Annotated in this window: 21 protein-coding genes and 3 pseudogenes; 11 read left to right on the forward strand and 13 right to left on the reverse strand. The window is 36.1% G+C overall.

Features of this window, described 5'->3' with window-relative positions; genetic code table 11:
• Position 1: 1 nt before the first annotated feature.
• Positions 2 to 163 carry a hypothetical protein gene (locus tag AAGD93_RS04520; RefSeq protein ID WP_341819164.1) on the reverse strand — a complete coding sequence of 54 codons (162 nt, stop codon included), beginning with the start codon at positions 161 to 163 and terminating at the stop codon, positions 2 to 4.
• A 591-nt stretch (positions 164 to 754) separates the two neighbouring features.
• On the opposite strand from AAGD93_RS04520, the gene AAGD93_RS04525 reads away from it, so the two are divergent.
• From AAGD93_RS04525 to AAGD93_RS04540, 4 genes and pseudogenes are all read left to right on the forward strand, one after another.
• Positions 755 to 1,861: a D-alanyl-D-alanine carboxypeptidase family protein gene (locus AAGD93_RS04525; RefSeq protein ID WP_341819165.1), complete on the forward strand. Its 1,107-nt coding sequence runs from the start codon at positions 755 to 757 to the stop codon at positions 1,859 to 1,861.
• A 99-nt stretch (positions 1,862 to 1,960) separates the two neighbouring features.
• Positions 1,961 to 2,275, forward strand: a complete 315-nt coding sequence (locus tag AAGD93_RS04530) for a DMT family transporter (protein WP_341819166.1) — start codon at positions 1,961 to 1,963, stop codon at positions 2,273 to 2,275.
• 15 nt (positions 2,276 to 2,290) lie between these two features.
• A complete protein-coding gene (locus AAGD93_RS04535) occupies positions 2,291 to 2,635 on the forward strand; it encodes a DMT family transporter (protein ID WP_265023425.1) in 345 nt (114 codons plus the stop codon).
• Positions 2,636 to 2,901: 266 nt separating this feature from the next.
• Positions 2,902 to 3,920 (forward strand): annotated as a pseudogene (locus AAGD93_RS04540) (transposase); the annotation flags it as partial.
• Between the two features lie 28 nt (positions 3,921 to 3,948).
• On the opposite strand, the gene AAGD93_RS04545 reads toward AAGD93_RS04540, so the two are convergent.
• The 5 genes from AAGD93_RS04545 to secB all read right to left on the reverse strand — a co-directional run bounded on the left by AAGD93_RS04545 (position 3,949) and on the right by secB (position 12,104).
• Positions 3,949 to 4,808, reverse strand: a protein-coding gene (locus AAGD93_RS04545; RefSeq protein ID WP_341819168.1) for an IS630 family transposase whose coding sequence is annotated in 2 segments (ribosomal slippage) — positions 3,949 to 4,484 and positions 4,484 to 4,808 — 861 coding nt in all. Because the reading frame shifts where the segments join, the coding sequence is not laid out codon by codon here.
• Positions 4,809 to 5,138: 330 nt separating this feature from the next.
• Positions 5,139 to 8,279 carry a bifunctional proline dehydrogenase/L-glutamate gamma-semialdehyde dehydrogenase PutA gene (gene putA / locus AAGD93_RS04550; protein ID WP_341819169.1) on the reverse strand — a complete coding sequence of 1,047 codons (3,141 nt, stop codon included), beginning with the start codon at positions 8,277 to 8,279 and terminating at the stop codon, positions 5,139 to 5,141.
• 131 nt (positions 8,280 to 8,410) lie between these two features.
• Positions 8,411 to 10,993, reverse strand: a complete 2,583-nt coding sequence (gene acnA, locus AAGD93_RS04555; protein WP_341819170.1) for an aconitate hydratase AcnA — start codon at positions 10,991 to 10,993, stop codon at positions 8,411 to 8,413.
• Positions 10,994 to 11,020: 27 nt separating this feature from the next.
• Entirely contained in the window at positions 11,021 to 11,524 is a 504-nt protein-coding gene (locus AAGD93_RS04560) for a hypothetical protein (protein WP_245611052.1), read from the reverse strand.
• Between the two features lie 76 nt (positions 11,525 to 11,600).
• A complete protein-coding gene (gene secB / locus AAGD93_RS04565; protein WP_341819172.1) occupies positions 11,601 to 12,104 on the reverse strand; it encodes a protein-export chaperone SecB in 504 nt (167 codons plus the stop codon).
• Between the two features lie 164 nt (positions 12,105 to 12,268).
• Here secB and AAGD93_RS04570 point away from each other — a divergent pair, with 164 nt between their 5' ends.
• From AAGD93_RS04570 to AAGD93_RS04600, 7 genes and pseudogenes are all read left to right on the forward strand, one after another.
• A complete protein-coding gene (locus AAGD93_RS04570; protein ID WP_341819173.1) occupies positions 12,269 to 12,919 on the forward strand; it encodes a Tim44/TimA family putative adaptor protein in 651 nt (216 codons plus the stop codon).
• A gap of 17 nt (positions 12,920 to 12,936) precedes the next feature.
• On the forward strand, positions 12,937 to 13,632 hold the full coding sequence (dnaQ, locus tag AAGD93_RS04575) for a DNA polymerase III subunit epsilon (protein ID WP_064124802.1): 696 nt from the start codon (positions 12,937 to 12,939) through the stop codon (positions 13,630 to 13,632).
• A gap of 44 nt (positions 13,633 to 13,676) precedes the next feature.
• Entirely contained in the window at positions 13,677 to 14,285 is a 609-nt protein-coding gene (locus AAGD93_RS04580; protein ID WP_010962368.1) for an SCO family protein, read from the forward strand.
• A 30-nt stretch (positions 14,286 to 14,315) separates the two neighbouring features.
• Entirely contained in the window at positions 14,316 to 14,663 is a 348-nt protein-coding gene (locus AAGD93_RS04585) for a hypothetical protein (protein WP_341819174.1), read from the forward strand.
• 95 nt (positions 14,664 to 14,758) lie between these two features.
• Positions 14,759 to 17,146: a DNA topoisomerase (ATP-hydrolyzing) subunit B gene (gyrB, locus tag AAGD93_RS04590; RefSeq protein ID WP_341819175.1), complete on the forward strand. Its 2,388-nt coding sequence runs from the start codon at positions 14,759 to 14,761 to the stop codon at positions 17,144 to 17,146.
• 93 nt (positions 17,147 to 17,239) lie between these two features.
• Entirely contained in the window at positions 17,240 to 17,497 is a 258-nt protein-coding gene (locus AAGD93_RS04595) for a hypothetical protein (protein ID WP_010962372.1), read from the forward strand.
• 180 nt (positions 17,498 to 17,677) lie between these two features.
• Positions 17,678 to 18,171: pseudogene (locus AAGD93_RS04600) on the forward strand (IS630 transposase-related protein); the annotation flags it as partial.
• Positions 18,172 to 18,218: 47 nt separating this feature from the next.
• Here the strand turns inward: AAGD93_RS04600 and AAGD93_RS07685 are convergent.
• The 7 genes and pseudogenes from AAGD93_RS07685 to AAGD93_RS04630 all read right to left on the reverse strand — a co-directional run bounded on the left by AAGD93_RS07685 (position 18,219) and on the right by AAGD93_RS04630 (position 21,648).
• The gene (locus tag AAGD93_RS07685) at positions 18,219 to 18,434 is read right to left on the reverse strand and encodes an IS3 family transposase (protein WP_353277370.1); all 216 of its coding nucleotides are present in this window, start codon (positions 18,432 to 18,434) and stop codon (positions 18,219 to 18,221) included.
• Entirely contained in the window at positions 18,424 to 18,702 is a 279-nt protein-coding gene (locus AAGD93_RS04605; RefSeq protein WP_341819176.1) for a DDE-type integrase/transposase/recombinase, read from the reverse strand. The genes AAGD93_RS07685 and AAGD93_RS04605 overlap by 11 nt, the downstream gene beginning before the upstream one ends.
• Positions 18,699 to 19,558, reverse strand: a protein-coding gene (locus AAGD93_RS04610; RefSeq protein WP_341819153.1) for an IS630 family transposase whose coding sequence is annotated in 2 segments (ribosomal slippage) — positions 18,699 to 19,234 and positions 19,234 to 19,558 — 861 coding nt in all. Because the reading frame shifts where the segments join, the coding sequence is not laid out codon by codon here. Before AAGD93_RS04610 ends, AAGD93_RS04605 begins: the two co-directional genes overlap by 4 nt.
• Positions 19,559 to 19,591: 33 nt before the next feature.
• Positions 19,592 to 19,765, reverse strand: a complete 174-nt coding sequence (locus AAGD93_RS04615) for a hypothetical protein (protein ID WP_341819178.1) — start codon at positions 19,763 to 19,765, stop codon at positions 19,592 to 19,594.
• An 18-nt stretch (positions 19,766 to 19,783) separates the two neighbouring features.
• Positions 19,784 to 19,990: pseudogene (locus AAGD93_RS04620) on the reverse strand (IS3 family transposase); the annotation flags it as partial.
• 21 nt (positions 19,991 to 20,011) lie between these two features.
• Complete coding sequence (locus AAGD93_RS04625) at positions 20,012 to 20,305, reverse strand: transposase (protein ID WP_341819051.1); 294 nt, start codon at positions 20,303 to 20,305, stop codon at positions 20,012 to 20,014.
• A 170-nt stretch (positions 20,306 to 20,475) separates the two neighbouring features.
• The gene (locus AAGD93_RS04630) at positions 20,476 to 21,648 is read right to left on the reverse strand and encodes a porin (protein WP_341819914.1); all 1,173 of its coding nucleotides are present in this window, start codon (positions 21,646 to 21,648) and stop codon (positions 20,476 to 20,478) included.
• Positions 21,649 to 21,691 lie beyond the last annotated feature (43 nt).

Genomic DNA, 21,691 nt, shown 5'->3' on the forward strand with positions numbered 1-21,691 from the left:
TTCATTCACGGTATCTCTTGGCATAGATCCCGCTAACACGTAGCGGGATGACGGTTGTCAGGCTAGCTGTCATCCCAGTAGCCTCCTTTCTCCTATCATCCCAGTAGCCTCCTTCTCCTGTCATCCCAGTGCCCTCTACCTTGTCATCCCAGTGTCTGGGCACTGGGATGACACCCTACTAGCGGAAGTTACTCTCAAATGTTTGTTCATGTTAGCTATAAATATTAAGAAATTTACCAAACGAAAAGAAAGGCAAAAGAAGCCCCGTGGTGGTTGGCTATTTACTATGTACTAAAATATCGGCGTTTTTTTTATTCTAAAACGCTTGATTAAGAGCGATTTAGCTGCTTTTAACTTGCAACTAACCTACACCGTAAGTGTTTAAGAAATTTACCAAGCAGGAAAAAAGGCAAAGAAACCCCATAGTAGCTAGCATTCAAATTCTCCCTTGTCAATTTGACGTTTTTTGCTGTCTTAAACGCTTTGTAAGCGCGTTTCGGCTTATATAGGTAAAAACCCAGAAATTTTTAAAGACATGCGATGCACGTAGTGCGAAAAATTAAACATGAGACGCCAAATACCCTAAGTTTTTTGTCATTAACCTGCACAGATTGCAAAGATAAATAAATAGCTTCAGTTTCATGATAAGGGGGCTGGCGAAGGGTGTCAAGGAATTTTTATGTAAGAGATCTATTGAAATGCCCCTATAAAATTATACTATTAATTAGTACACTGTAAATTTAAAATTATAAATATGTTAAGCAGATTGGTAATTTTGCTATTAGTTTTTATACTTCCTTTTTCTTCATACTCATACCAGTTTAGAACCAAAGCAAAGCAAGCAGTAGTCTTAGATTTAGCTTCAGACTCATTCATTTTTGACCATAATTCTGATGAAAAAATGGCCCCATCTTCAATGAGCAAGCTAATGACTTTATATATAGCCTTCGATTATCTAAAAGCTGGAATAATACACATGGAGGATAAATTTCGAGTAAGTAGAAAAGCGTGGGAAAGGAGAGGCTCTTCTATGTTTTTGAAAGAAGGTCAATCCGTTACGGTGAGGGAATTACTTGAAGGAATTACAATAGTCTCAGGCAATGATGCCTGCATAACACTAGCCGAGGGCATTGCAGGATCAGAAGAGAATTTTGTGGCTGAAATGAATGAAGTTGCACAAAATTTGAATCTGAATGACAGTCATTTTGTCAACTCAAGCGGGTGGCCAGATGAAAATCATTTTATGAACGCAAAAGACTTGGTAATGCTGGCAAAAAGGATTTTCACCGATTTTCCTGAATATTATGATTTATTTTCCGAACAATATTTGACATATAATGAAATTGTACAAAAGAATAAAAATCTTCTACTTTTTCACGATATTGGGGTTGATGGCTTAAAAACCGGTTATACAAATGCTGGTGGTTACGGCATTGTAGCATCTGCAAAACGAAATGATAGGAGAATTTTTGCTGTCGTAAATGGTTTAAACACTGAGAAAGAGCGAATAGAAGAAGCAAAAAGATTGATACAATACTCCTTAAATCATTTTAACACTAAGAAAATATTCGTTAAAGACAGCGTAGTTGAGGAAGTAAATGTTCTCTATGGAAAAGATAGAAAAGTGCCTATTACAGTTGCAAACGATGTTACCATAACTTACAACCGCAAATTGCATGACCAAATTAAGGTGCGTATTGAATATAAAGATATGATACCTGCACCCATTAAAAAAGGTCAAGAAGTGGGCAAAGTTTTTGTAGAAATACCAGGTATTGAGCAACAAACTACACCACTTTATGCAGCAAATGACGTGCAGGAATTGAATTTCGTAGAAAAGTTTTTTAGGATGTTGTTTTAAGTTTGATATTAAAGCAATTCCGAAAGAGAGATCTATTGCACTTTAGTGTAGTTTTAACTAACAATTTCTGTTACAATACAAGATTGAAATGTTACGAAAATGTGCTGGTTGTATTTGTTGCTGTCTAGTATCCTAGAGATACTGTGGGCTGTAACGCTAAAGTTTAGTAACAGTTTTACTAAAGTTGTGCCTTCGATTGCAACATTGGTAATTATGATCATTAGCATTTACTTTTTATCTCTTGCAGCATGCTTTCTACCTATTAGAGTATGCTATGCAGTTTCCTCTGGAATATGCACAATTGGAATAACTATAATTAGTGCAACCACTTTCACAGAGAATATTAATTTATCTCAAGTTTTATGTATCGTTTTAATTGTAATAGGAACCATAGGGCTAAAGCTCTCTATTTAAACCTAAAGTTTATGCATGAATTGGATATATTTACTCTTATCGTCACTAATTGAAGTGTTCTGGGTCATAACACTTAAGCATAGTTGTGGATTTACTCATCTCGTACCATCAATAATTAGCATACTCTCCATGGCTCTTAGTACATATTTACTTTCGCTCGCTACACGTTCTATACCTATCGGAGTATGCTATGCAATTTGGACTGGAGTGGGCGCTATAGGAGCTTCGATACTTGGAGTTTACCTATTTGATGAACCAGTTAATTTATTCGAAGTAATATGCTTTATTTTAGTTACATTCGGGATTATAGGATTAAAATTGTTTGATACTGCAAAACAAACTGTTGATAAAATGGAATAAAAGATCCCACTGGGATGAAAGAAGCAGATACTCCATATTGTCATGCAAATTGGAATCCAGACTTTTTTCTATACAGCATGGTGAAGACGGGAAACCGTAACCGTTCACACAATGGCGTCAACTTAAGGAAAAATGTCAGAGATTGTGTATAAAATTTCTCTCCAAATTTTTTATCATTAAATTATCCAAAGAGTGCAAGGGACAGCACTTTTGTTTCTGTTTTATTTCAACAAAGAAGTCTAAAATGTGTCCTTTTTAGGTGAAATATGCAAAAAGGAAAAAACCTTATTCTACAAATTAAAAATATAATATACTCGAAAACTTTTCAGAAAATCCATTGTGTTGAGTTTTACACGAACAAGAAAACTTCCTTTTTCGACAGTATTTTCTATGATTTTAAAGTTAGTTAAAAAAAGTTTGGGAATAGAATGTGAACTTATGGAGCCATTGACATGTACCCTCAAAGCAAGCTTTTTCTAAAGCAAGGTATAAGATTTGCCATACAGGCTTTCAAGAATTTAAGCATCCAAACAGCCTATCAGGATGAACCTGAGTTGGAGAGGCTATAGACTTATTGCAGCAGATGGTTCTGGTATGAGATTACCCAGCTCTGGGGAAATTGTATCCGAGTTTGAACCAAATGGAACAACAGGCACCATTGGCAATTTGTTTGTTGATTTGTGTACTTCGCTGATTTGTAGTGCTCGTCTTGCAGCTTGGAATATAGGTGAACAAACGTTGGCGGCAGAGCAATTACCCGAAGTTATCACTCAAATGCGTTTATTAAATCAAGAGAAATTATTATTTATCTATGATCGTCTTCAGTAAAATTCATTCAGCAGCATTATGATTTGGAAGTAGATTTTATTTTTCGCTTGCAAAAAAGAAATTATAGTAAGCTATGGGAACGCTGGCGAATTAGATTTTGATTTTATATTAGAAAATGAAAAGCTAAAAAATAAAATGAAAGGACAGAAAGTAAGAGTTATAGTGCTGACATTAGCCAACTGAGAAACAGAGTTTTTGACCGAGACTTTGGAGCAAAGCTTATGTGTTAAGGTGGCACATAGAGGAGTGCTATAAACGACTCAAAGTAGGAGCAGAGTTAGAGAATTTTTCTGGAGAGGCTGTATTACAAGAATTTTGGGCAAACTTGGTCATGTGCAATATATTATCGCTTCATATGTGTGATGCACAAGGGCCTTGGAACCCAGATCAAATTACTGAGTATCGTTTAAATTTTTCAGTTTTATTTGGTGTAATGAGGCAGAAACTCTATCAGGTATAGCATTTCTCATAATAGTCCGAACAGGTCATAGGAAGGCAGAATCAACAGCACGACGAAAGGATTCGAATAGAGGAATGTTTTTCCTGGCTCTTTTTTTTATAGCAAACCAATGATGCTCAATTTTGTTGAAATCTGGAGAATAAGGCGGCAGATACAAAATTTCTGCACCAACCCCTTTAGCAAGCTCGATAATCTTATCAGACTTATGAAAAGTAGCATTGTCAAGAATGACAGTCTGTCCAGGTTCCAAGATCGGTGTCAAAAATTGCTCAAACCATCCATTAAAAACATCCATATTACAGTGGCCTTCAAAGGTTAACGGAACAACTATCTTTCTTCCACTTAAGGCTGCAACCATACTGATTCGTTGAGTTTTCTTTCCAGATTTTAAGGCATAAAACCGCTGTCCTTTCTGGCAATATCCGTAGGGGTAGTCTTCGGTGTTATCAATGCCAGACTCATCTATATACACTAAGTTTTTAGGTTCTTTTGTCGCTATAATTTTCAAAAATTCAGCACGTTTTTCTTCGTTTCTTTCCTTGTATCCATATGTCTTTTTTTGCGCGTAAATCCAATTTTTTTAAGGGCTCGATAGATCGTTTGGATACTAACGTTGTTCCAAAGTTTAGCCATTTCCGATAGAGTCTTTCCTCCGTGTTCTCTGGCAAATTTGGCAAAGGTATCCCAGTCGGTAATTTTGTGATTGTAACCCCCATTTCCAAGTTTTTTTGATTGAAAGTCTCCTGTTTCTTTTCTTCTTTGCTGCCACTCCCATAAAGTAGTTCGTCCAATCTTAAATCTTGCTGCCACTGTTTCTCTGCTTTCTCCTTCGTCTAGCACTTCCATTGCTTTTTTTCTTAAATCATAACTATATGCTGCTGGCATTCAACCTCCTTATCATCATCTATCCTTATCCTATCACATCCGGACTTTTATGGAAAGAGCTATACTTATTGCGCCAAAAAACTTTCAAGCCCTTTTTAAGTATACGCGCTAAAGTTAAAATCCGACCGGGAGAGCCGCAATAAAGTAGATAAGCCTAAACGCCATCATGTCTTTAGGAGAGTTTGCTAATGAAAGTTCTTAAGTTGACGTCATTGGCTGAACGGATACGATTTATTTCAGTGCATGAGCTGGTCCTTTTCGGATTTTAGCGCTGTGTACATAACTGCACGAACGTCTAGTTTAGGGGTAAGAAAAATTAGGGCCTGCAAATTAATCCAAACACATAAGTGTAGTGTTACCACCAAATGCTGTAGTGTTAACACTTACAACTTTTTCTGTAGAAAAACGCTGTAAATAATGAGGACCACCAGCTTTTGGCCCAGTGCCAGATAGTCCTCTACCACCAAATGGTTGTATCCCCACTGCTGCACCTATCTGGTTACGGTTGATGTAGACATTTCCAACTGATATTTTTTTACTTATAGTGTCAATTTGACTTTGTATACGACTCTGCAAAGAAAACGTAAGTCCATATCCAGTACTATTTATATCACTTATAACTTCATTTAATTGTGACTTGTTAAAACGTATGATATGTAAAATAGGACCAAATACTTCTTGCTTTAATTGCGAAATTTTTTGTATCTCATAAATATATGGAGGAAAGAAATAACCATTATGAGAATTTGTATCCATGGGTACTTTAAATAACAGATTTGAATCTTCGTCCTCTGACATTTTTTGCGTATGTTGGATCAGCACATCGAGAGACGTTTTGTCAATTATTGGCCCAATATCGGTACTAAGTTGTATTGGGTCACCAATCTTGAGTTCTTGCGCTGCACCACATATCATTTTTATCTGCTTCTCTGCTATGTCCTCTTGAATAAACAGCACTCTAAGTGTAGAACAGCGTTGGCCGGCACTGCGAAACGCAGAAAGTACAACATCTGTAGTCACTTGCTCTAAGAGAGCGGAGCTATCAACAATCATAGCATTGAGCCCTCCTGTTTCAGCAATAAGCGGCACAATAGGCCCATCCCTATCCGCAAGCATTTTATTAATTATTTGAGCAGTTTGTGTTGAGCCAGTAAAAGCTACTCCAGCAATTCTATTGTCTGGAACTAATATTTTGCCTAAATATCCACCATCCCCAGGAATGAGGTGTAACACATTTTTTGGTATTCCAGCTTCATGTAGTATCTTAACAGCTTCGTAGGCAATGATCGGCGTTTGCTCTGCCGGTTTTGCCAGCACCGCATTACCTGCTGCAAGTGCAGCTGAAACCTGCCCAATGAAGATAGCAAGTGGAAAATTCCATGGTGATATACACAGGAAAACTCCTCTGCCTTCAAAAAAGATGAAGTTATCTTCACCCGTTGGACCTGGCAATCTTTTCCAGTCGCTCAGTTCATTTTTTGCTATCGTTGCGTAGTAACGTAAGAAATCCACTGCCTCTCTTACTTCTGCTATTGCATCGGATAAAATTTTTCCTGCTTCCACAATCAGAATGTAAATTAACTCCTTCATCCTTTCCTCAAGCAAATCTGCAGCTTTTTCGAGGTATTTAGCGCGCTCTACTGCTGAAACATTCTGCCACTTAGTAAAAGCACTATGTGCTATTTCAAGAGCGTTTAAAGCTTGATCGCTTGTTGCACTTGACACTTCTCCAATTACATTTTCCAAATGTGCAGGATTCACTACTTCGATAAATTCAGCACTATCAAATAGTGCCTTTCCATCAATTATTGGCCCAATTTGCCATTTCTTTTCACTAAATTTTTTTATATCATTTGCAAGTTGCGAAACTGTAATTGAATCACTAATATCCATTCCCAAGGAGTTTTTCCTTTCCTCTCCAAAAATATCTTGTGGCAATGGAATGCTTGAATGGGGTTCATACTCTAGGCTTTTAGCTTTTTCTAATGGATCTAAAACCAACTCTTCAATTTTAACGTTAGAATCATTTATTTGATTGATAAATGAACTATTAGCTCCATTTTCAAGAAGACGACTAATAAGGTATGGTAATAAATCACTGTGTTTACCAACCGGTGCATATATACGACAACTGATACTTGTTGCAAGTTCTGACATTGCATAATCATATAAACCTTTACCCATTCCGTGTAAGCGCTGAAATTCAAACCCAGGATGATTTTTATCAGCAAGCTCTATTATAGTAGCAAAAGTATAAGCATTATGAGTTCCAAAGCATGGGTAAAAGTGATTTACTTTGCTTAAAAGCTTCTGTGCACATGCAAGGTAACATACATCTGTGTAGCTTTTTCTTGTAAATACTGGATAACCGTTTAACCCTAGCTCTTGTGCGCACTTGATTTCTGAGTCCCAATATGCTCCTTTCACAAGTCTCACCATAATTTTATGTTTTGACCGAATAGCAACATCCTCAACAAAATCAAGAACAGACAAAGCACGTTTTTGATACGCTTGCACAGCCAAGCCAAGCCCTTCCCACTCAGAAAGTGACTCATCAAGACGCAATTGCTCGAATAAAACTAATGACATCTCAAGTCTTTCTGATTCTTCTGCGTCTATACATAATGAAATGTTGTATTTTTTTGCTTCATGACAAAGCTCTAATAGCTTAGCTCTCAGCTCTTCAGCTATATTATCGAATTGGCTGAATTCATAACGTGGATGCAACGCAGACAATTTGATTGAAATTCCATGCGATTTAAAGCAATCATTTATGTTAGTGGATTCACCTATAGCTTTTATTGAATGCATATATGAATTAAAATACTCTTCTGCATCCTCAGCTGTGTGAGCAGCTTCACCGAGCATATCAAAAGAGTATAAAAACTTACTATTGTCATCTAGTTTTGCGTACCTTAAAGCTTCTTCTATGGTTTCTCCAACAACAAAATGATTACCAAGCATAGACATTGCTTGTTTTACTGCTTTGCGAATGATCGGTTCTCCTAAATTCTTAAGTAACTTAGAAATTGCGTAATAGAACTTCGAATCGCCTTCATTATCTCTCAATATACTGCTACCTATCATCAAGCTCCATGTGGAAGCATTAACAAACAACGAAGAAGAGTGCCCTAAATATTTATTCCATTCCTGATTGGCAATTTTATCTTTGATTATTTCGTCTATTGTATAATCATCTGGTATTCTAAGTAGCGATTCAGCAAGACACATAAGCGCTATTCCTTCGTCGTTGGAAAGCGAGTATTGCTGCATAAAGGAATCTACAATACTTAATTTATTGTGTTTGATTTTTTCAATAACTTGTTTTGCAATATTATAAATTCTATTTTTTGAATCAGCCGAAAGCTCTGTTTTTTCTACAAGGCGACGTACATAACTTTTCTCATCAGTACGATAAAATCCTTGTAAACGTTTTCTGAGTTCATTAGGTTCTTGTATAGAGCTTATCATATATAATTATCTCCAAAAAATACTCCGACACCATATGTATGGTGAAATTATATCATAACTTTGCGCAGAGCAAATTGCTATTTACAAAGGGACCAGGGCTGGAGCTAAAAGAAGTCTAGTACTTACTTTTACTAAGTCGAGAGAAGTATGTAGCTCAATACTCCGCCATGCATTAAGTATTTAATCTCAGTTGCGGTTTGTACACAGCATTTGAGTTGAATTGATTGTTCTGAATTATCCTTTCTTTTGATGATACATTCTAGATTTCCATTTGGTACTACTTCACCTTTTATGCTTATTACCTCATCACCATCAAATACCTTTCTAGTTATTCCGTTTTGGAATATAAGTGGAAGAACACCCATGCCAACTAAGTTGGATCTATGTATGCGCTCGAAGCTTTCTGCAATGACAACTTTAACCCCCAACAATAAAGTACCCTTTGCTGCCCAATCCCTACTTGAACCTGTGCCATATTCCTTCCCTGCCACAATGATGAGAGCTTCCTTGTAGCGCATTGCTGCATCGAAAATTGACATAATTTCTTGAGAAGGAATATATTTTGTATATCCACCTTCGGTGCTAACCATTTCATTTTTTATTCTAATGTTAGCAAAAGTGCCACGCATCATTACATTGTGATTACCACGACGAGATCCATACGAATTAAAGTCCTGTGGCTCAATTCCAAGATTTTTTAAATATAGACCGGCAGGACTACTTGAGGCAATATTTCCCGCAGGGGAAATGTGATCAGTGGTTACGCTATCGCCAAACATTGCCAATATTTGTGCACCTTTTATATCGATTTTATTATTTTTAGGTGATAAATTATCAAAATAGGGCGGATCTTGTATGTAAGTGCTGTTTGCATCCCAATTATAGATTTCACTTTTTTCACACTTTATCTTTCGCCAATGTTCATCACCAGAAAAAACATCCTTATACTTTTGTATGAACATCTCACGTGTTACCACACTTTTAACGCAATCTTCGATTTCATTGTTTGTTGGCCATATATCTTTGAGATAGACATCATTTCCATTCTTATCTTTGCATATTGAATCTTTTGTCAAATCAGTTTGCACAGTACCAGCAAGTGCATATGCAACAACAAGTGGCGGAGATGCCAAGTAATTAGCTTTGACTAACGGATGAATTCTTCCTTCAAAGTTACGATTGCCAGATAAAACTGCAGCAACGGTTAAGTTTTTGTTTTTAATGCCATCTTCTATATCTTTATTAAGTGGACCAGAATTCCCAATGCAAGTTGTGCAACCATATCCAACTAGATTAAAACCCAAAGCATTTAGATCTACCTGCAATCCAGACTTTTCTAAATATTCTGTTACAACTTGTGAACCTGGAGCAAGAGAAGTTTTAACCCAAGGCTTTGATTTTAATCCAAGTTTAATTGCATTACGAGCTACAAGACCTGCAGCAATCATCACACTTGGATTAGAAGTATTAGTGCAGCTTGTTATTGCTGCAATAACTACACTTCCATCTTGGAGTTTATCGCTTTCCTTTGACTCATTAACTGAAAATGATTTAGAAAAAGACTCTGCCACTTGTGAAAGAAAAACCTTATCTTGTGGTCTTTTGGGACCAGCCATTACTGGCTTCACGCTTGATAAATCAAGCTCTAGTGTGTCAAAAAATGCTAATTCGTCATTGCTGCGCCACAATCCCTGCTCTTTTGAATAGACTTCAACTAATTTGATCAGCTCTTCTGGTCGCCCTGTTAAATGTAAATAATCGAGTGTTTTCTGATCAATTGGAAAAAATCCACAAGTTGCACCATACTCCGGGGCCATGTTTGCTATAGTGGCTCTATCTGCCAAAGATAAATAATCTAAACCATCACCATAAAATTCTACAAACTTACCAACAACGCCTTTTGTTCTTAGGATATTGGTAACCGTCAGCACTAAATCGGTCGCAGTTACTCCTTCCGACAATCTGCCAATTAATTTAAATCCAACTACTTCTGGAATCACCATACTAATTGGTTGACCAAGCATCACAGACTCAGCTTCTATGCCTCCAACACCCCAACCAAGAACTGATAATCCGTTAACCATTGTAGTATGGCTGTCAGTACCAACTAAAGTATCAGGATATATGACTCCATCATTATTACACACAACTTGCGCTAAATATTCAAGATTCACTTGGTGGCAAATCCCTGTGCCAGGCGGCACTACTCTAAAATTTGTGAAGGACGATTCTCCCCACTTTAAAAATTGATATCTCTCCAAATTTCTTTTTACTTCTAGCTCAACATTCTTACTGAATGCGGAAACACTTCCATAATTATCTACTTGAACAGAATGGTCAATCACAAGGTCAACCGGTACAGACGGATTTATATTGCTCGGGTTTCCTCCATTTTTCTTAACATAACTCCGCATTGAAGCTAAATCAACAACAGCAGGAACCCCTGTAAAATCTTGCATCAACACCCTTGCTGGTTTATAGCTAATTTCGTGATTAGTGTGTTTATTAACGCAGTCTGCTAGTACTCTTATGTCATCCAGCTTTACGTTTACTCCATCTTCATTGCGCAATAAATTTTCAAGCAGAACCTTAAGTGAGCAGGGCAATTTAGTCACATCTATTCCTAAAAATTCACTAGCACTACTTAGGCTAAAATAGTTGTATGACTTCCTGTCAATGTTTAAAGTCGTTTTTGCGTTTAAAGAATTATTCATCCTGCATAACCATTTTTAAGTGAAAAATCAACTAATGATGTCATTCCAGTGCATGACACACAACTGTACGAACGTCCCGTGTTGCAGTAGAGTAAGCATAACTACCAATGTCATCCCAGTGCCCAGACACTGGGATCCAGAAAATTTGATTGCAAATAAGCACGCTATACAACACTTTTGATGAAATTGAACAACGAAACTGGATCCACAACTGTACGAACATTGTGATTTGAGAATAATCTCCGCCAGGAAGGGTGTCATCCCAGTGCTTTGGCACTGAGATCCAGAAAACTTAATTTTAAATAAGTACACCAGATAGCTGTATAATAAGAACTGGATTCCAGTATCACGCACTGGAATGACATCATTTATTATGCAACATCGTGTCACATTGCAACGTTCGTACAGTTGTGAACTAGATCCCAGTGTCACGCACTGGGATGACAAGAATAATTTGCACCTGGATGACAAGGATGAAGTACATTTGGATGACAACTGGATATATAGATCACATTCAAAATTATTATGCATATTCTGCTTCATTTCAGATATTTCCTCCTTTGGTACCTCAGTAGCACAGCTATTTTCAGCTATATATTACACTGTATTAGTTAAAATTGGAATTACTACCGTTACTTTTTTGTTGTTGACCTTGCTGCTCATACATAGTTTCAAAATCTATAGGATCTAGCATCAGTGGGGGAAATCCACCACTACTTGTAACTCTTGCAATTATTTCTCTTGCAAAAGGGAAAAGAAAAGTAGGTCCGCCAATAAACAAAGCTTGTCTTACCTCTTCCTCACTCAACTCTTTTAAATTTTCTATTGAAAAAATGCCACAATATTTCGTCTCACAAATGAAAGCTACGCCATCTTTTATGCCTTCATCTTTTACCATTGCTTTGACTTCTATATGCAAAGTAATTTCATGGAAAGATTTTTCTTCATTCGCTCCTTCTTTGTTTTCCATTCCTTCTAATTTCGCTGAATTGATATTAACCATTACATTAATATCGGGAGCTCTACTAGAAGAAAGGAATGGCGAATTCGGATTCTCAAACGATAGATCTTTAACATATTGACCGTGAATTCTCATTTTTTGTTGTGGCATTTCTTACGTCTCCTTTAATTAAGTTGAGATATTTAATACTTTCTTATATAATATATTCATTTACAAACGAATAGCAAACCTGATTATAAGTTGATATGAAAAACATATTTTCATTAATAATTAATAATGTTCGGATACTTTATATGCCAAGGAGTTAAGTTACTATGATAGAGCTTGCAATATATGCTTTATTAGCGGCGTTCATTTTTTCACGTTTGTATAATTCTTTAGGAAGGTCAGCCAACCTCAACCTAAAAAACCTAACTAGTGTATTGGATGTAAGCCGAAGTAGAGAAGATGTAGTAGAAAACATTGAGGGTTACATTGATAGCAACAACAAAAGTTCAATAAAAGTTACTTATGAACAAATATTACAAAAAAACAAGAACTTCTCCATTTCCCACTTTATAGAAGGTTCAAGCATAGCTTTTGAATTAATAATAAAGTATTTCAATCAAGGAAATCTGTCCCAGTTAAAATCTCTCTTGGATAAAGATTTATACAACAACTTCGTAGAGAAGATTAAACATCGTAAAGAGGTGCACGAGTCTATAATTGTTTCTGTCGTTTCACAAAAGATTTTAGAAATAAAGCTAGTAAAAAATGTAGTGTTTATTGCAGTATATTTCCTTTCAGAGCAAATTAACTTTATTAAAGATAGCTCAGAAAATATAATATCAGGTAGTACATCCACCATTAATAAAGTTGAGGATGTATGGCAATTCAAAAAAAATATTAATTCATCAGACCCAAGCTGGTTGCTTGTTTCTATTCACTATAAAAAGACAAGTAACGATAAGACAAATGATAAGTAAGATGAGTTTTATTTGAAATGGAAAGCAAGCTACGCGAAATAGTACTTGACACTGAAACGACAGGTCTTGACACTGAATCTGGTCATCGAATTATTGAAATAGGGTGTGTGGAATTAATTAACCGCATTCCAACAGGTAAAGTATTCCATCGGTACCTTAACCCAGAAAGAGATATACCTTATCACTCGTTTAAGATTCACGGTATTAGTGAAGAATTTTTAGAAGATAAACCATTATTTTCAGATGTTGCACTTGAATTTCTTGACTTTATATCTAATGATATTTTGGTAATTCACAACGCTGAATTCGATGTTAAGTTCCTTAACATGGAGTTAAGCAAGCTGAATGCTGGGTTAATTTCCTCAGATAGAGTGCTAGATACATTACCTCTTGCGAGGAAAAAATTCGCAGGATCACCTGCTTCTTTGAATGCATTATGTAAGCGTTTTGATATATCGCTAGAGAATAGAGAATTGCACGGAGCACTAGTTGATGCTCAATTGCTTGCAAAGGTATATGTTGAACTTACAGGAGGGTTACAAACCTTTCTGTTTGATAATGAATGCAATCAGGACAGTAACTCCACATTCGTTCAGCATAAAGTACGTAATCTAACTCCCAGAGAACATTCACCAAATAGTGAAGAAATTGATGAACATAAGAAACTGTTAGACAAAATTAACAATACACTTTGGAATAAATATATTGAATAGGTTAACCAATAAAGATACAATTCAATTTTACTGAGAGCATTCTAATGGTAAGGTTTATAAGATTATTATCTAATGTGCTAGCAGCATTAGCAGTTGTTTTTTTAGGTTATTGTTATTTCACTAAAAAAGGCATATTTGCCCCAGCAGCGATTCACAACGCAGAAGTTAAGATAGGCGGAGATTTTTCTTTAATTAATCAGGACGGACAGATCTTGCGCAGTAGTGATTTTAAAGATAAATACATGATGATTTTCTTTGGGTTTTCCTCATGCAAAAGAATTTGCCCTATGAACCTTGGAATAATTTCAGAAACACTTGCAAAGTTAGATGAGAAAACTAACAACAAGCTACAAACATTCTTCATCACAGTCGATCCTGAGCGCGATAGCACGGAAAGACTTAAAGAATTTCAGCAGCAATTTGACCACAGAATACAAATGTTAACTGGTGAAAGAGAAAAAATAGACGAAGTAATTGCAAAGTATAAAGTATATGCTAGCAAAGTTGGTGGAGAAGAAGAAATCAACCATTCTTCAATAATGTACCTTATTGGCCCTGGAGGAAAATATGTTACACACTTTGCAGCTGATTTAAATTCAGACGAAAGTCAATCTGATAAGATTTTGGCTGAGATAAGAAAATACGTAAACTGAATTATAGATTTTTCTGTTAATTAGTCGAGCATGCAACTGCATGAGCATTATGATTTGAGAGCAATCTCCATGGGAAGACACACACAACTGTACGAACGTTGTAGTTTGGGAGCAATTCCCACCAGTGGGGTGTCATCCCAGTGCCCAGACACTGGGATCCAGCTTCTATGCAACTTAATTAAAAACGTTTGTTTTAGCGTAAGACAACTACCTTTAGCTCATCAGCTCAGTTATAAGCAAAATTTCTGGATTCCAGTGTCAAGCACTGGAATGACATCATCTGTTGTGCAATTTACCTTCAAAAATAAATGTTCGTACAGTTATGGAAGACACATTGGAATGACACTATTTGCTGTCTTCAAAAATAAACATTCGTAAAGTTGTGCTTTTAATATGGGTTATCAGTTTAAAAATGTTGCTAATCAGCATATATGAATGTAATATTAATTAACATTCATAAACGAAGCAATACCATGGAAAATAGTTATAATGCCGATGCAATAAAAATCTTAAGGGGTCTTGATGCTGTAAGGAAACGTCCAGGTATGTACATTGGTGACACTGACGATGGATCTGGCTTGCACCACATGGTATATGAGGTTATTGACAACGCAATAGATGAATCTTTAGCTGGATATTGTGATAAAATTGAAGTTAGCATAAATAAAGATGGTTCAGTATCAGTAACCGACAATGGTCGTGGCATTCCAACTGACATTCATGAAGAAGAAGGAATATCAGCAGCAGAGGTAATAATGACTCAACTCCATGCTGGTGGTAAATTTGACAGTAATACCTATAAAGTTTCTGGGGGATTACATGGTGTTGGAATCTCAGTTGTGAATGCATTATCAAGCTGGTTGGAATTAATTATTTGGCGCAATAAGAAAGAACACTTTATGCGTTTTGAAGATGGTGAGTCTATTGAACCTTTAAAGGTAGTCAACGAAAATACAAACAAAAGAGGAACTAAAGTCACGTTCATGCCATCAACAGAGACTTTTAATGGCATTAATTTCAGTTACTCAACGCTTGAAAGTCGTATAAGAGAATTAGCATTTTTAAATTCAAATATCGACATTACTTTACGTGATCTGCGCAATGAACCATATATAGAATCTCATTTCAATCAGAGCAATCAATCTAAAGACAATTTTGGTACAGCGAATTTTGTGCGGTACTTAGATAAGAATAAGACACATGTAACTAAAATTGCCAGTATGAAAGGAGATGCAGAAGATCTCGGCATCAGCTTGGAAATATCGATGGAATGGAATGATTCCTACTATGAACATATGTTATGCTTCACAAATAATATAAGACAACAAGATGGTGGTACGCATTTGGCAGGATTTAGATCTGCACTAACTAGATGTATCAATAACTATGCAACTAATGAAGGGTTTTTAAAGAAAGCAAAAGTAAATTTAACTGGAGAGGACGTTAGAGAAGGTTTAACTTGTGTTTTATCTCTCAAGATGCCTGACCCTAAGTTTTCTTCACAAACAAAAGATAAACTAGTTAGTTCTGAAGCACGTGCAGTTGTAGAAAGTATAGTTTCTGATAAATTGAGCACAATCCTTGAAACTGATCCCAAATTGGCGGCAAGCATAGTAGAAAAAGCAATTAGGTCAGCAAAAGGAAGAGAAGCCGCAAGAAAAGCACGAGAGCTAGTTAAAAGCAAAAACAATATTGATATTGCAACTCTGCCAGGAAAGCTTGCTGATTGTCAGGAAAAAGCTCCTGAGTTATCGGAATTATTTATAGTAGAGGGTAATTCAGCAGGTGGTACTGCAAAGCAGGGGCGTAATCGTAAAACACAAGCAGTGCTTGCCTTAAGAGGAAAAATTCTAAACGTAGAACGTGTAAGTTTAGATCGTATTTTTTCATCTGCAGAAATAGGCTCTTTAATTACTGCAATTGGTGCTGGAATAGGGAGTGAACACTTCGATATTGAAAAAGCTAGATATCATAAAATTATCATCATGACAGATGCAGATGTTGATGGTTCACATATAAGAACTTTGATTCTGACTTTCTTTTTTAGACACATGCGTGAAGTTATTGAAAAAGGCTACTTATACATAGCACAGCCACCCCTCTATAAAGTTACAAAGAATGCTAAAGACACTTATATTAAAGATGACGAAACTTTTGAAGAGTATATAATAAACTCAGCAGTTAAAAGATTAACACTAAGTAGTACAGCTACAGAATTTAACGATTTGCGCCTTATTTTGAATAAATGCGTTAGCATTTCTAATATTAGCAAAAATTATGATAGAGAGATACCACAAAATCTCTTAGAGTCATTGCTAATTTTAAGCAAAAAGAATGCTCTATCATCGGCTGATGATATATTAAAGTATTTGAAGTTAATGTACAGCGAATATACTTGGGAAGTGGAAATAAAAGATGAAGAAAAAGAAATTCACATCTCTAAATTGTTTCAAGGATTGGCAGACAAATATATATTTGCACTTAGTATGCTTGAAGGCAAAGATATGCAAAACATATTAAGTTTGCTTGATGGTATAAGTAATTTATTTAATGGTGATTCATTTTTAAAATCACAAGAAACTGAAATAAGAATCACTTCTCCAAGTACGCTTGCAAAAATAATAATGGACTATGGTAAAAAGGGTTTAACTCTGCAGAGATTTAAAGGTCTTGGTGAAATGAATGCTGATCAGCTATGGGATACTACGTTAAATCCTGAGGCTAGAACTTTACTAAAGGTTGAAATAAAAGATTGTGAAGAAGCTGATTCCATATTTTCAATACTAATGGGTGATATAGTTGAACCACGCCGTGATTTTATTAATAGCAATGCACTCAACGTGCATGATGTTGATATTTGAACTTTTAGCAAAATGTACGAACGTTACGGGTTTAAGCAAAGACTGTGTCATTCAAGTAGCTGACACTGGTTCCTTTATAACGGTGTCATTCCAGTGCTTGACACTGGAATCCAGGTTGCTCACAAGCAAACTAGCATAGAAAGTGGTTACAACGTTTTCGATGAGATTGCAGAAAGGCTGGATTCCAGTGTCAAGCACTGGAATGAAAGCAGTCCTACGTCATGCCGCGATTCATTCGCGGTATCTCTAGATCCCGCTAACAAGCAGCGGGATGACGGTTGTCAGGGTGTCATCCCACTACCTTCTCCTGTCATCCCAGTGCCTCCCTCCCCTGTCATCCAAGTAGCTTGACACTTGTATCTTTATGATGTGAGGCATTAGAGCTAAAATACCTCACAGGGAGGGTGAAGCTGATGCGACGCTAATGCCATTAAGGCCGAATCCCAGATTTTGCTTCCCTCCCATAGAGTTATAGCTCTTCTCATAATAATCCAAATAAGGTAAGAATGGATTTATGGTAGAGGGGTTTGTATGCCAGCAGCGTATAGTTACGACTTAAGGAAAAAAGCAATGGAAGCATTGGATGAAGGAGAAAGTAGAGCAACTGTTGCCAAGAGATTTAAAATTGGAAAAACGACTTTATATGAGTGGCAGAAAAGGCGTGAGGAAACGGGAGATTTTCAGTCAAAAAAGCCTGGAAGCGTAGCATAAAATTACCGACTGGAATGTCTTCACCGAATTTGCAAAAAACCATGGTGGCAAGACTCAGTCAGAGATGGCCAAACTCTGGAGTCGACAAATGATTCACCGCGCACTTAAAAATATTGGATTTACAAGAAAAAAAGACCTACGGATATAAAGAAAGAAATGAAGAAAAGCGAGCTCAATTTGCAAGGGTTATAGCGACAAAACATCGTGATAATCTTGTATATATTGATGAATCTGGGATATACAATACAGAAGACTACCCATACGGATATTGCAGAAAAGGAGAGAGGTTTCATTCACTAAAATTAGGTAAAAAAACTCTGACCTTACCCAGAAAAAGTGGAGAGAAAGTTTGGAATGTTTTTCACAAAGAGAATGATGAATCAAAATGCTCAGGAATGCAATAGTTAATAGTGGAGTGTCTACGTTGTTTGTTATAAAAAATTTCTATATATTCAAATATAGCAGTTTTGATATGCTGTTTAGAGTGCCGAGAGGTGTCTATTGGTAACTCCCTTTTTAGAGAACTGAAGAAGCTTTCCACAACAGAATTGTCGTAACAACAACCTTTATGACTCATCTATGTTTTTTATGGATAAGAGATATTGATAACCTTGCGAAGTATATTGTGAACCTTGATCACTATGTAATAGTAGATTTTTGGCAGGTTTACGCTTGTTAACGGCCATTAATAAAGAGTCCATAACCAATTGTTTATTTATTGAACTGCTCATTGACCAGCCAACTACCATGCGTGAATATAGATCGATTATTGTTGCCAAATATAGCCATCCTTCTTTGGTTTTTATATAAGTATAGCATTTCTCATAATAGTCCGAACAGGTCATAGGAAGGCAGAATCAACAGCACGACGAAAGGATTCGAATAGAGGAATGTTTTTCCTGGCTCTGTTTTTTATAGCAAACCAATGATGCTCAATTTTGTTGAAATCTGGAGAATAAGGCGGCAGATACAAAATTTCTGCACCAACCCCTTTAGCAAGCTCGATAATCTTATCAGACTTATGAAAAGTAGCATTGTCAAGAATGACAGTCTGTCCAGGTTCCAAGATCGGTGTCAAAAATTGCTCAAACCATCCATTAAAAACATCCATATTACAGTGGCCTTCAAAGGTTAACGGAACAATTATCTTTCTTCCACTTAAGGCTGCAACCATACTGATTCGTTGAGTTTTCTTTCCAGATTTTAAGGCATAAAACCGCTGTCCTTTCTGGCAATATCCGTAGGGGTAGTCTTCGGTGTTATCAATGCCAGACTCATCTATATACACTAAGTTTTTAGGTTCTTTTGTCGCTATAATTTTCAAAAATTCAGCACGTTTTTCTTCGTTTCTTTCCTTGTATCCATATGTCTTTTTTTGCGCGTAAATCCAATTTTTTTAAGGGCTCGATAGATCGTTTGGATACTAACGTTGTTCCAAAGTTTAGCCATTTCCGATAGAGTCTTTCCTCCGTGTTCTCTGGCAAATTTGGCAAAGGTATCCCAGTCGGTAATTTTGTGATTGTAACCCCCATTTCCAAGTTTTTTTGATTGAAAGTCTCCTGTTTCTTTTCTTCTTTGCTGCCACTCCCATAAAGTAGTTCGTCCAATCTTAAATCTTGCTGCCACTGTTTCTCTGCTTTCTCCTTCGTCTAGCGCTTCCATTCCTTTTTTTCTTAAATCATAACTATATGCTGCTGGCATTCAACCTCCTTATCATCATCTATCCTTATCCTATCACATCCGGACTTTTATGGAAAGAGCTATAATATCAGTTACCCATACTTTATTTGGTTGATCGACAATAAAGTTTTGGTCTAATATATTGGGAGCTACGACTCTACTGTCCGTTTGTTGTTTCTTAATTTTAAATTTTCTTCTCAATATAGCCTGAATACCATTTTTCTGCATAATACTTTGCACTGTTTTTAAGTTGCAACTTTTACCCAAAGCCTTTAATTCAGCATGAATTTTAGGAGCTCCATATCTACATTTAGAAGCTTGATATATTTTTTGAATATCTGCTAATAACTCTTTATTTGCTGATTCTCTACTGCTTATTTTCCTTGTAGTCCACTTATAGTAGCCACTAGCAGAAAACCCTACATAATTCCTGCACTTTATAGTGTTTACTATGCTCTTTTATGAAAAAATATTTTACTCTTTTTGACTGGCAAAATATCCCAGGGCTTTTTTTAAAATGTCTCTTTCTCTTGTTACTTTTGCTAACTCTTTCTGTAAATCAAATCTCTCTTTGTCATAAGGTGCTACATCTGGAAATGCATTTGCCGCTGACTTTTTTTCGTTATTTTTCTTCATCCATTTTCCTAATACACTATCCCTTATTCCTAGATCTCTTGCTACTTTTGCAACTGGTTGACCTACCTTTCTTTGTTCATTTGCCAGCTTAACAGCTTCCAATTTGAATTCTGCCGTATATTCTCTTGCCATTTCTAATCCTCCAAAATTTTATTTTACCCGAAAAAACTCCTTTCTTTCTCTCCACTTTTTCTGGGTAAGGTCAGTTTACTGGCCTCTCCATGAGTGAGATTGAAAAATTAAGTGGAAATCTGTGAACGGTTACCTTGGATGACAGAAAAGAGTGTTGGAAGGAGGCAATATTAAAAACTTAATTTCAGTCCAGCCAAGAACACATAACCAGAGCTGTTATTTTCTATTTTAGGCTCTTTTGTACTAAACTTTACAATATCGAAATAGTATGAAGTACCTAAAAAAAGAGAATTTTCAAGACTTAAAGCATATGATGTTAACTCGTTTGTACCTTCGCCTGCAATATCCCTACCACTACTAAAATATGTTAAGCTCGATTTGTAAGAATCAGAACGGTAAGCGATACCTGCATTCATATAATACGTATTATTTGTTTCAGGATTACGCTTCTCACCAGATTTACCACCATTACCATACGAAAAAATGCAATCAAGATCGAACAATTTTAGCTTCAAACCAAAATTCCAGTGTAGTAATTGATTGCGGCATTCATAATTTTTAGAAGTCCCATCTGAGCAATCAGTTAAATTTTCTCTTGCAAATTCACCAGTTAAGGCAGTAGTAAAACCTATATCATCTGACAAGCTGTTTTTATAGGAAAGGCCAGCAGCAATTAAATTGCTGTACTGTAAGTTATTTTTTCCTGGAACATAACTGAATCCGAGTTGAAAGTTATAGATTTCAGGGGAGATGTAGTTAATTGATGATTGTTTTAACCCTAGTTCGAGTTCATTATAATCGCTATAAATATTGGGCTTGACCCAGAACACCTTGTCTTGATCATATCCAGGGTCACCATCTTTTTTATGATCACCGCGCAAATTTGCATAGTTTGTCCAATGACCATTTACTCCTCCAGCAGCTGCATAAATTTTTGAAGTGTTAATTAACATGCTCTGACCAACTAAACTTCTTTTACCATATTCAATTGATCCAAGTTCCTGGTTTTTTATGATAAAATACCATTCCTCCATGTCTAACTTTTCTATGTCTAACGCTTTTAGGTTTGCAATACCAGAAACCCCTACCTTAACATTAACCCCCATTTGAGTATTTGGATAAACTTGCTGTAAATAAAGAAAGCGCAAGTATGAATAACTTGAAGTTTTATCCTTAGGCTTAGCATTGAAAGAATCTCTGTTGAAGGCGTAGCCGAATCTCAAATCTATTTTTCCGTCTAGTTCTGCATAAAATATTTCCTTATCCAAAATTGTTTTAGAGCTAGCACTATTCTGCAAAAACAATGATGAAAGCAGTGCTACCAGGTAGTACTTTAACTTCATAAATAAACTTAAATCTTTATAAAAATTTAAGTTTAAACTCAAT

The sequence above is a fragment of the Wolbachia endosymbiont (group A) of Brachyopa scutellaris genome, from assembly GCF_964026995.1.
Classification (GTDB): Bacteria; Pseudomonadota; Alphaproteobacteria; order Rickettsiales; family Anaplasmataceae; genus Wolbachia; species Wolbachia pipientis.

Coding starts and splice junctions, on each gene's coding strand:
- AAGD93_RS04525 (WP_341819165.1), top strand. CDS start 755: ATGTTAAGCAGATTGGTAATTTTGCTATTAGTTTTTATACTTCCTTTT.
- AAGD93_RS04530 (WP_341819166.1), top strand. CDS start 1,961: ATGTGCTGGTTGTATTTGTTGCTGTCTAGTATCCTAGAGATACTGTGG.
- AAGD93_RS04535 (WP_265023425.1), top strand. CDS start 2,291: ATGAATTGGATATATTTACTCTTATCGTCACTAATTGAAGTGTTCTGG.
- putA (WP_341819169.1), bottom strand. CDS start 8,279: ATGATAAGCTCTATACAAGAACCTAATGAACTCAGAAAACGTTTACAA.
- acnA (WP_341819170.1), bottom strand. CDS start 10,993: ATGAATAATTCTTTAAACGCAAAAACGACTTTAAACATTGACAGGAAG.
- AAGD93_RS04560 (WP_245611052.1), bottom strand. CDS start 11,524: ATGCATAATAATTTTGAATGTGATCTATATATCCAGTTGTCATCCAAA.
- secB (WP_341819172.1), bottom strand. CDS start 12,104: ATGCCACAACAAAAAATGAGAATTCACGGTCAATATGTTAAAGATCTA.
- AAGD93_RS04570 (WP_341819173.1), top strand. CDS start 12,269: ATGATAGAGCTTGCAATATATGCTTTATTAGCGGCGTTCATTTTTTCA.
- dnaQ (WP_064124802.1), top strand. CDS start 12,937: ATGGAAAGCAAGCTACGCGAAATAGTACTTGACACTGAAACGACAGGT.
- AAGD93_RS04580 (WP_010962368.1), top strand. CDS start 13,677: ATGGTAAGGTTTATAAGATTATTATCTAATGTGCTAGCAGCATTAGCA.
- AAGD93_RS04585 (WP_341819174.1), top strand. CDS start 14,316: ATGCAACTGCATGAGCATTATGATTTGAGAGCAATCTCCATGGGAAGA.
- gyrB (WP_341819175.1), top strand. CDS start 14,759: ATGGAAAATAGTTATAATGCCGATGCAATAAAAATCTTAAGGGGTCTT.
- AAGD93_RS07685 (WP_353277370.1), bottom strand. CDS start 18,434: ATGAGTCATAAAGGTTGTTGTTACGACAATTCTGTTGTGGAAAGCTTC.
- AAGD93_RS04605 (WP_341819176.1), bottom strand. CDS start 18,702: ATGACCTGTTCGGACTATTATGAGAAATGCTATACTTATATAAAAACC.
- AAGD93_RS04615 (WP_341819178.1), bottom strand. CDS start 19,765: ATGCAGAAAAATGGTATTCAGGCTATATTGAGAAGAAAATTTAAAATT.
- AAGD93_RS04625 (WP_341819051.1), bottom strand. CDS start 20,305: ATGGCAAGAGAATATACGGCAGAATTCAAATTGGAAGCTGTTAAGCTG.
- AAGD93_RS04630 (WP_341819914.1), bottom strand. CDS start 21,648: ATGAAGTTAAAGTACTACCTGGTAGCACTGCTTTCATCATTGTTTTTG.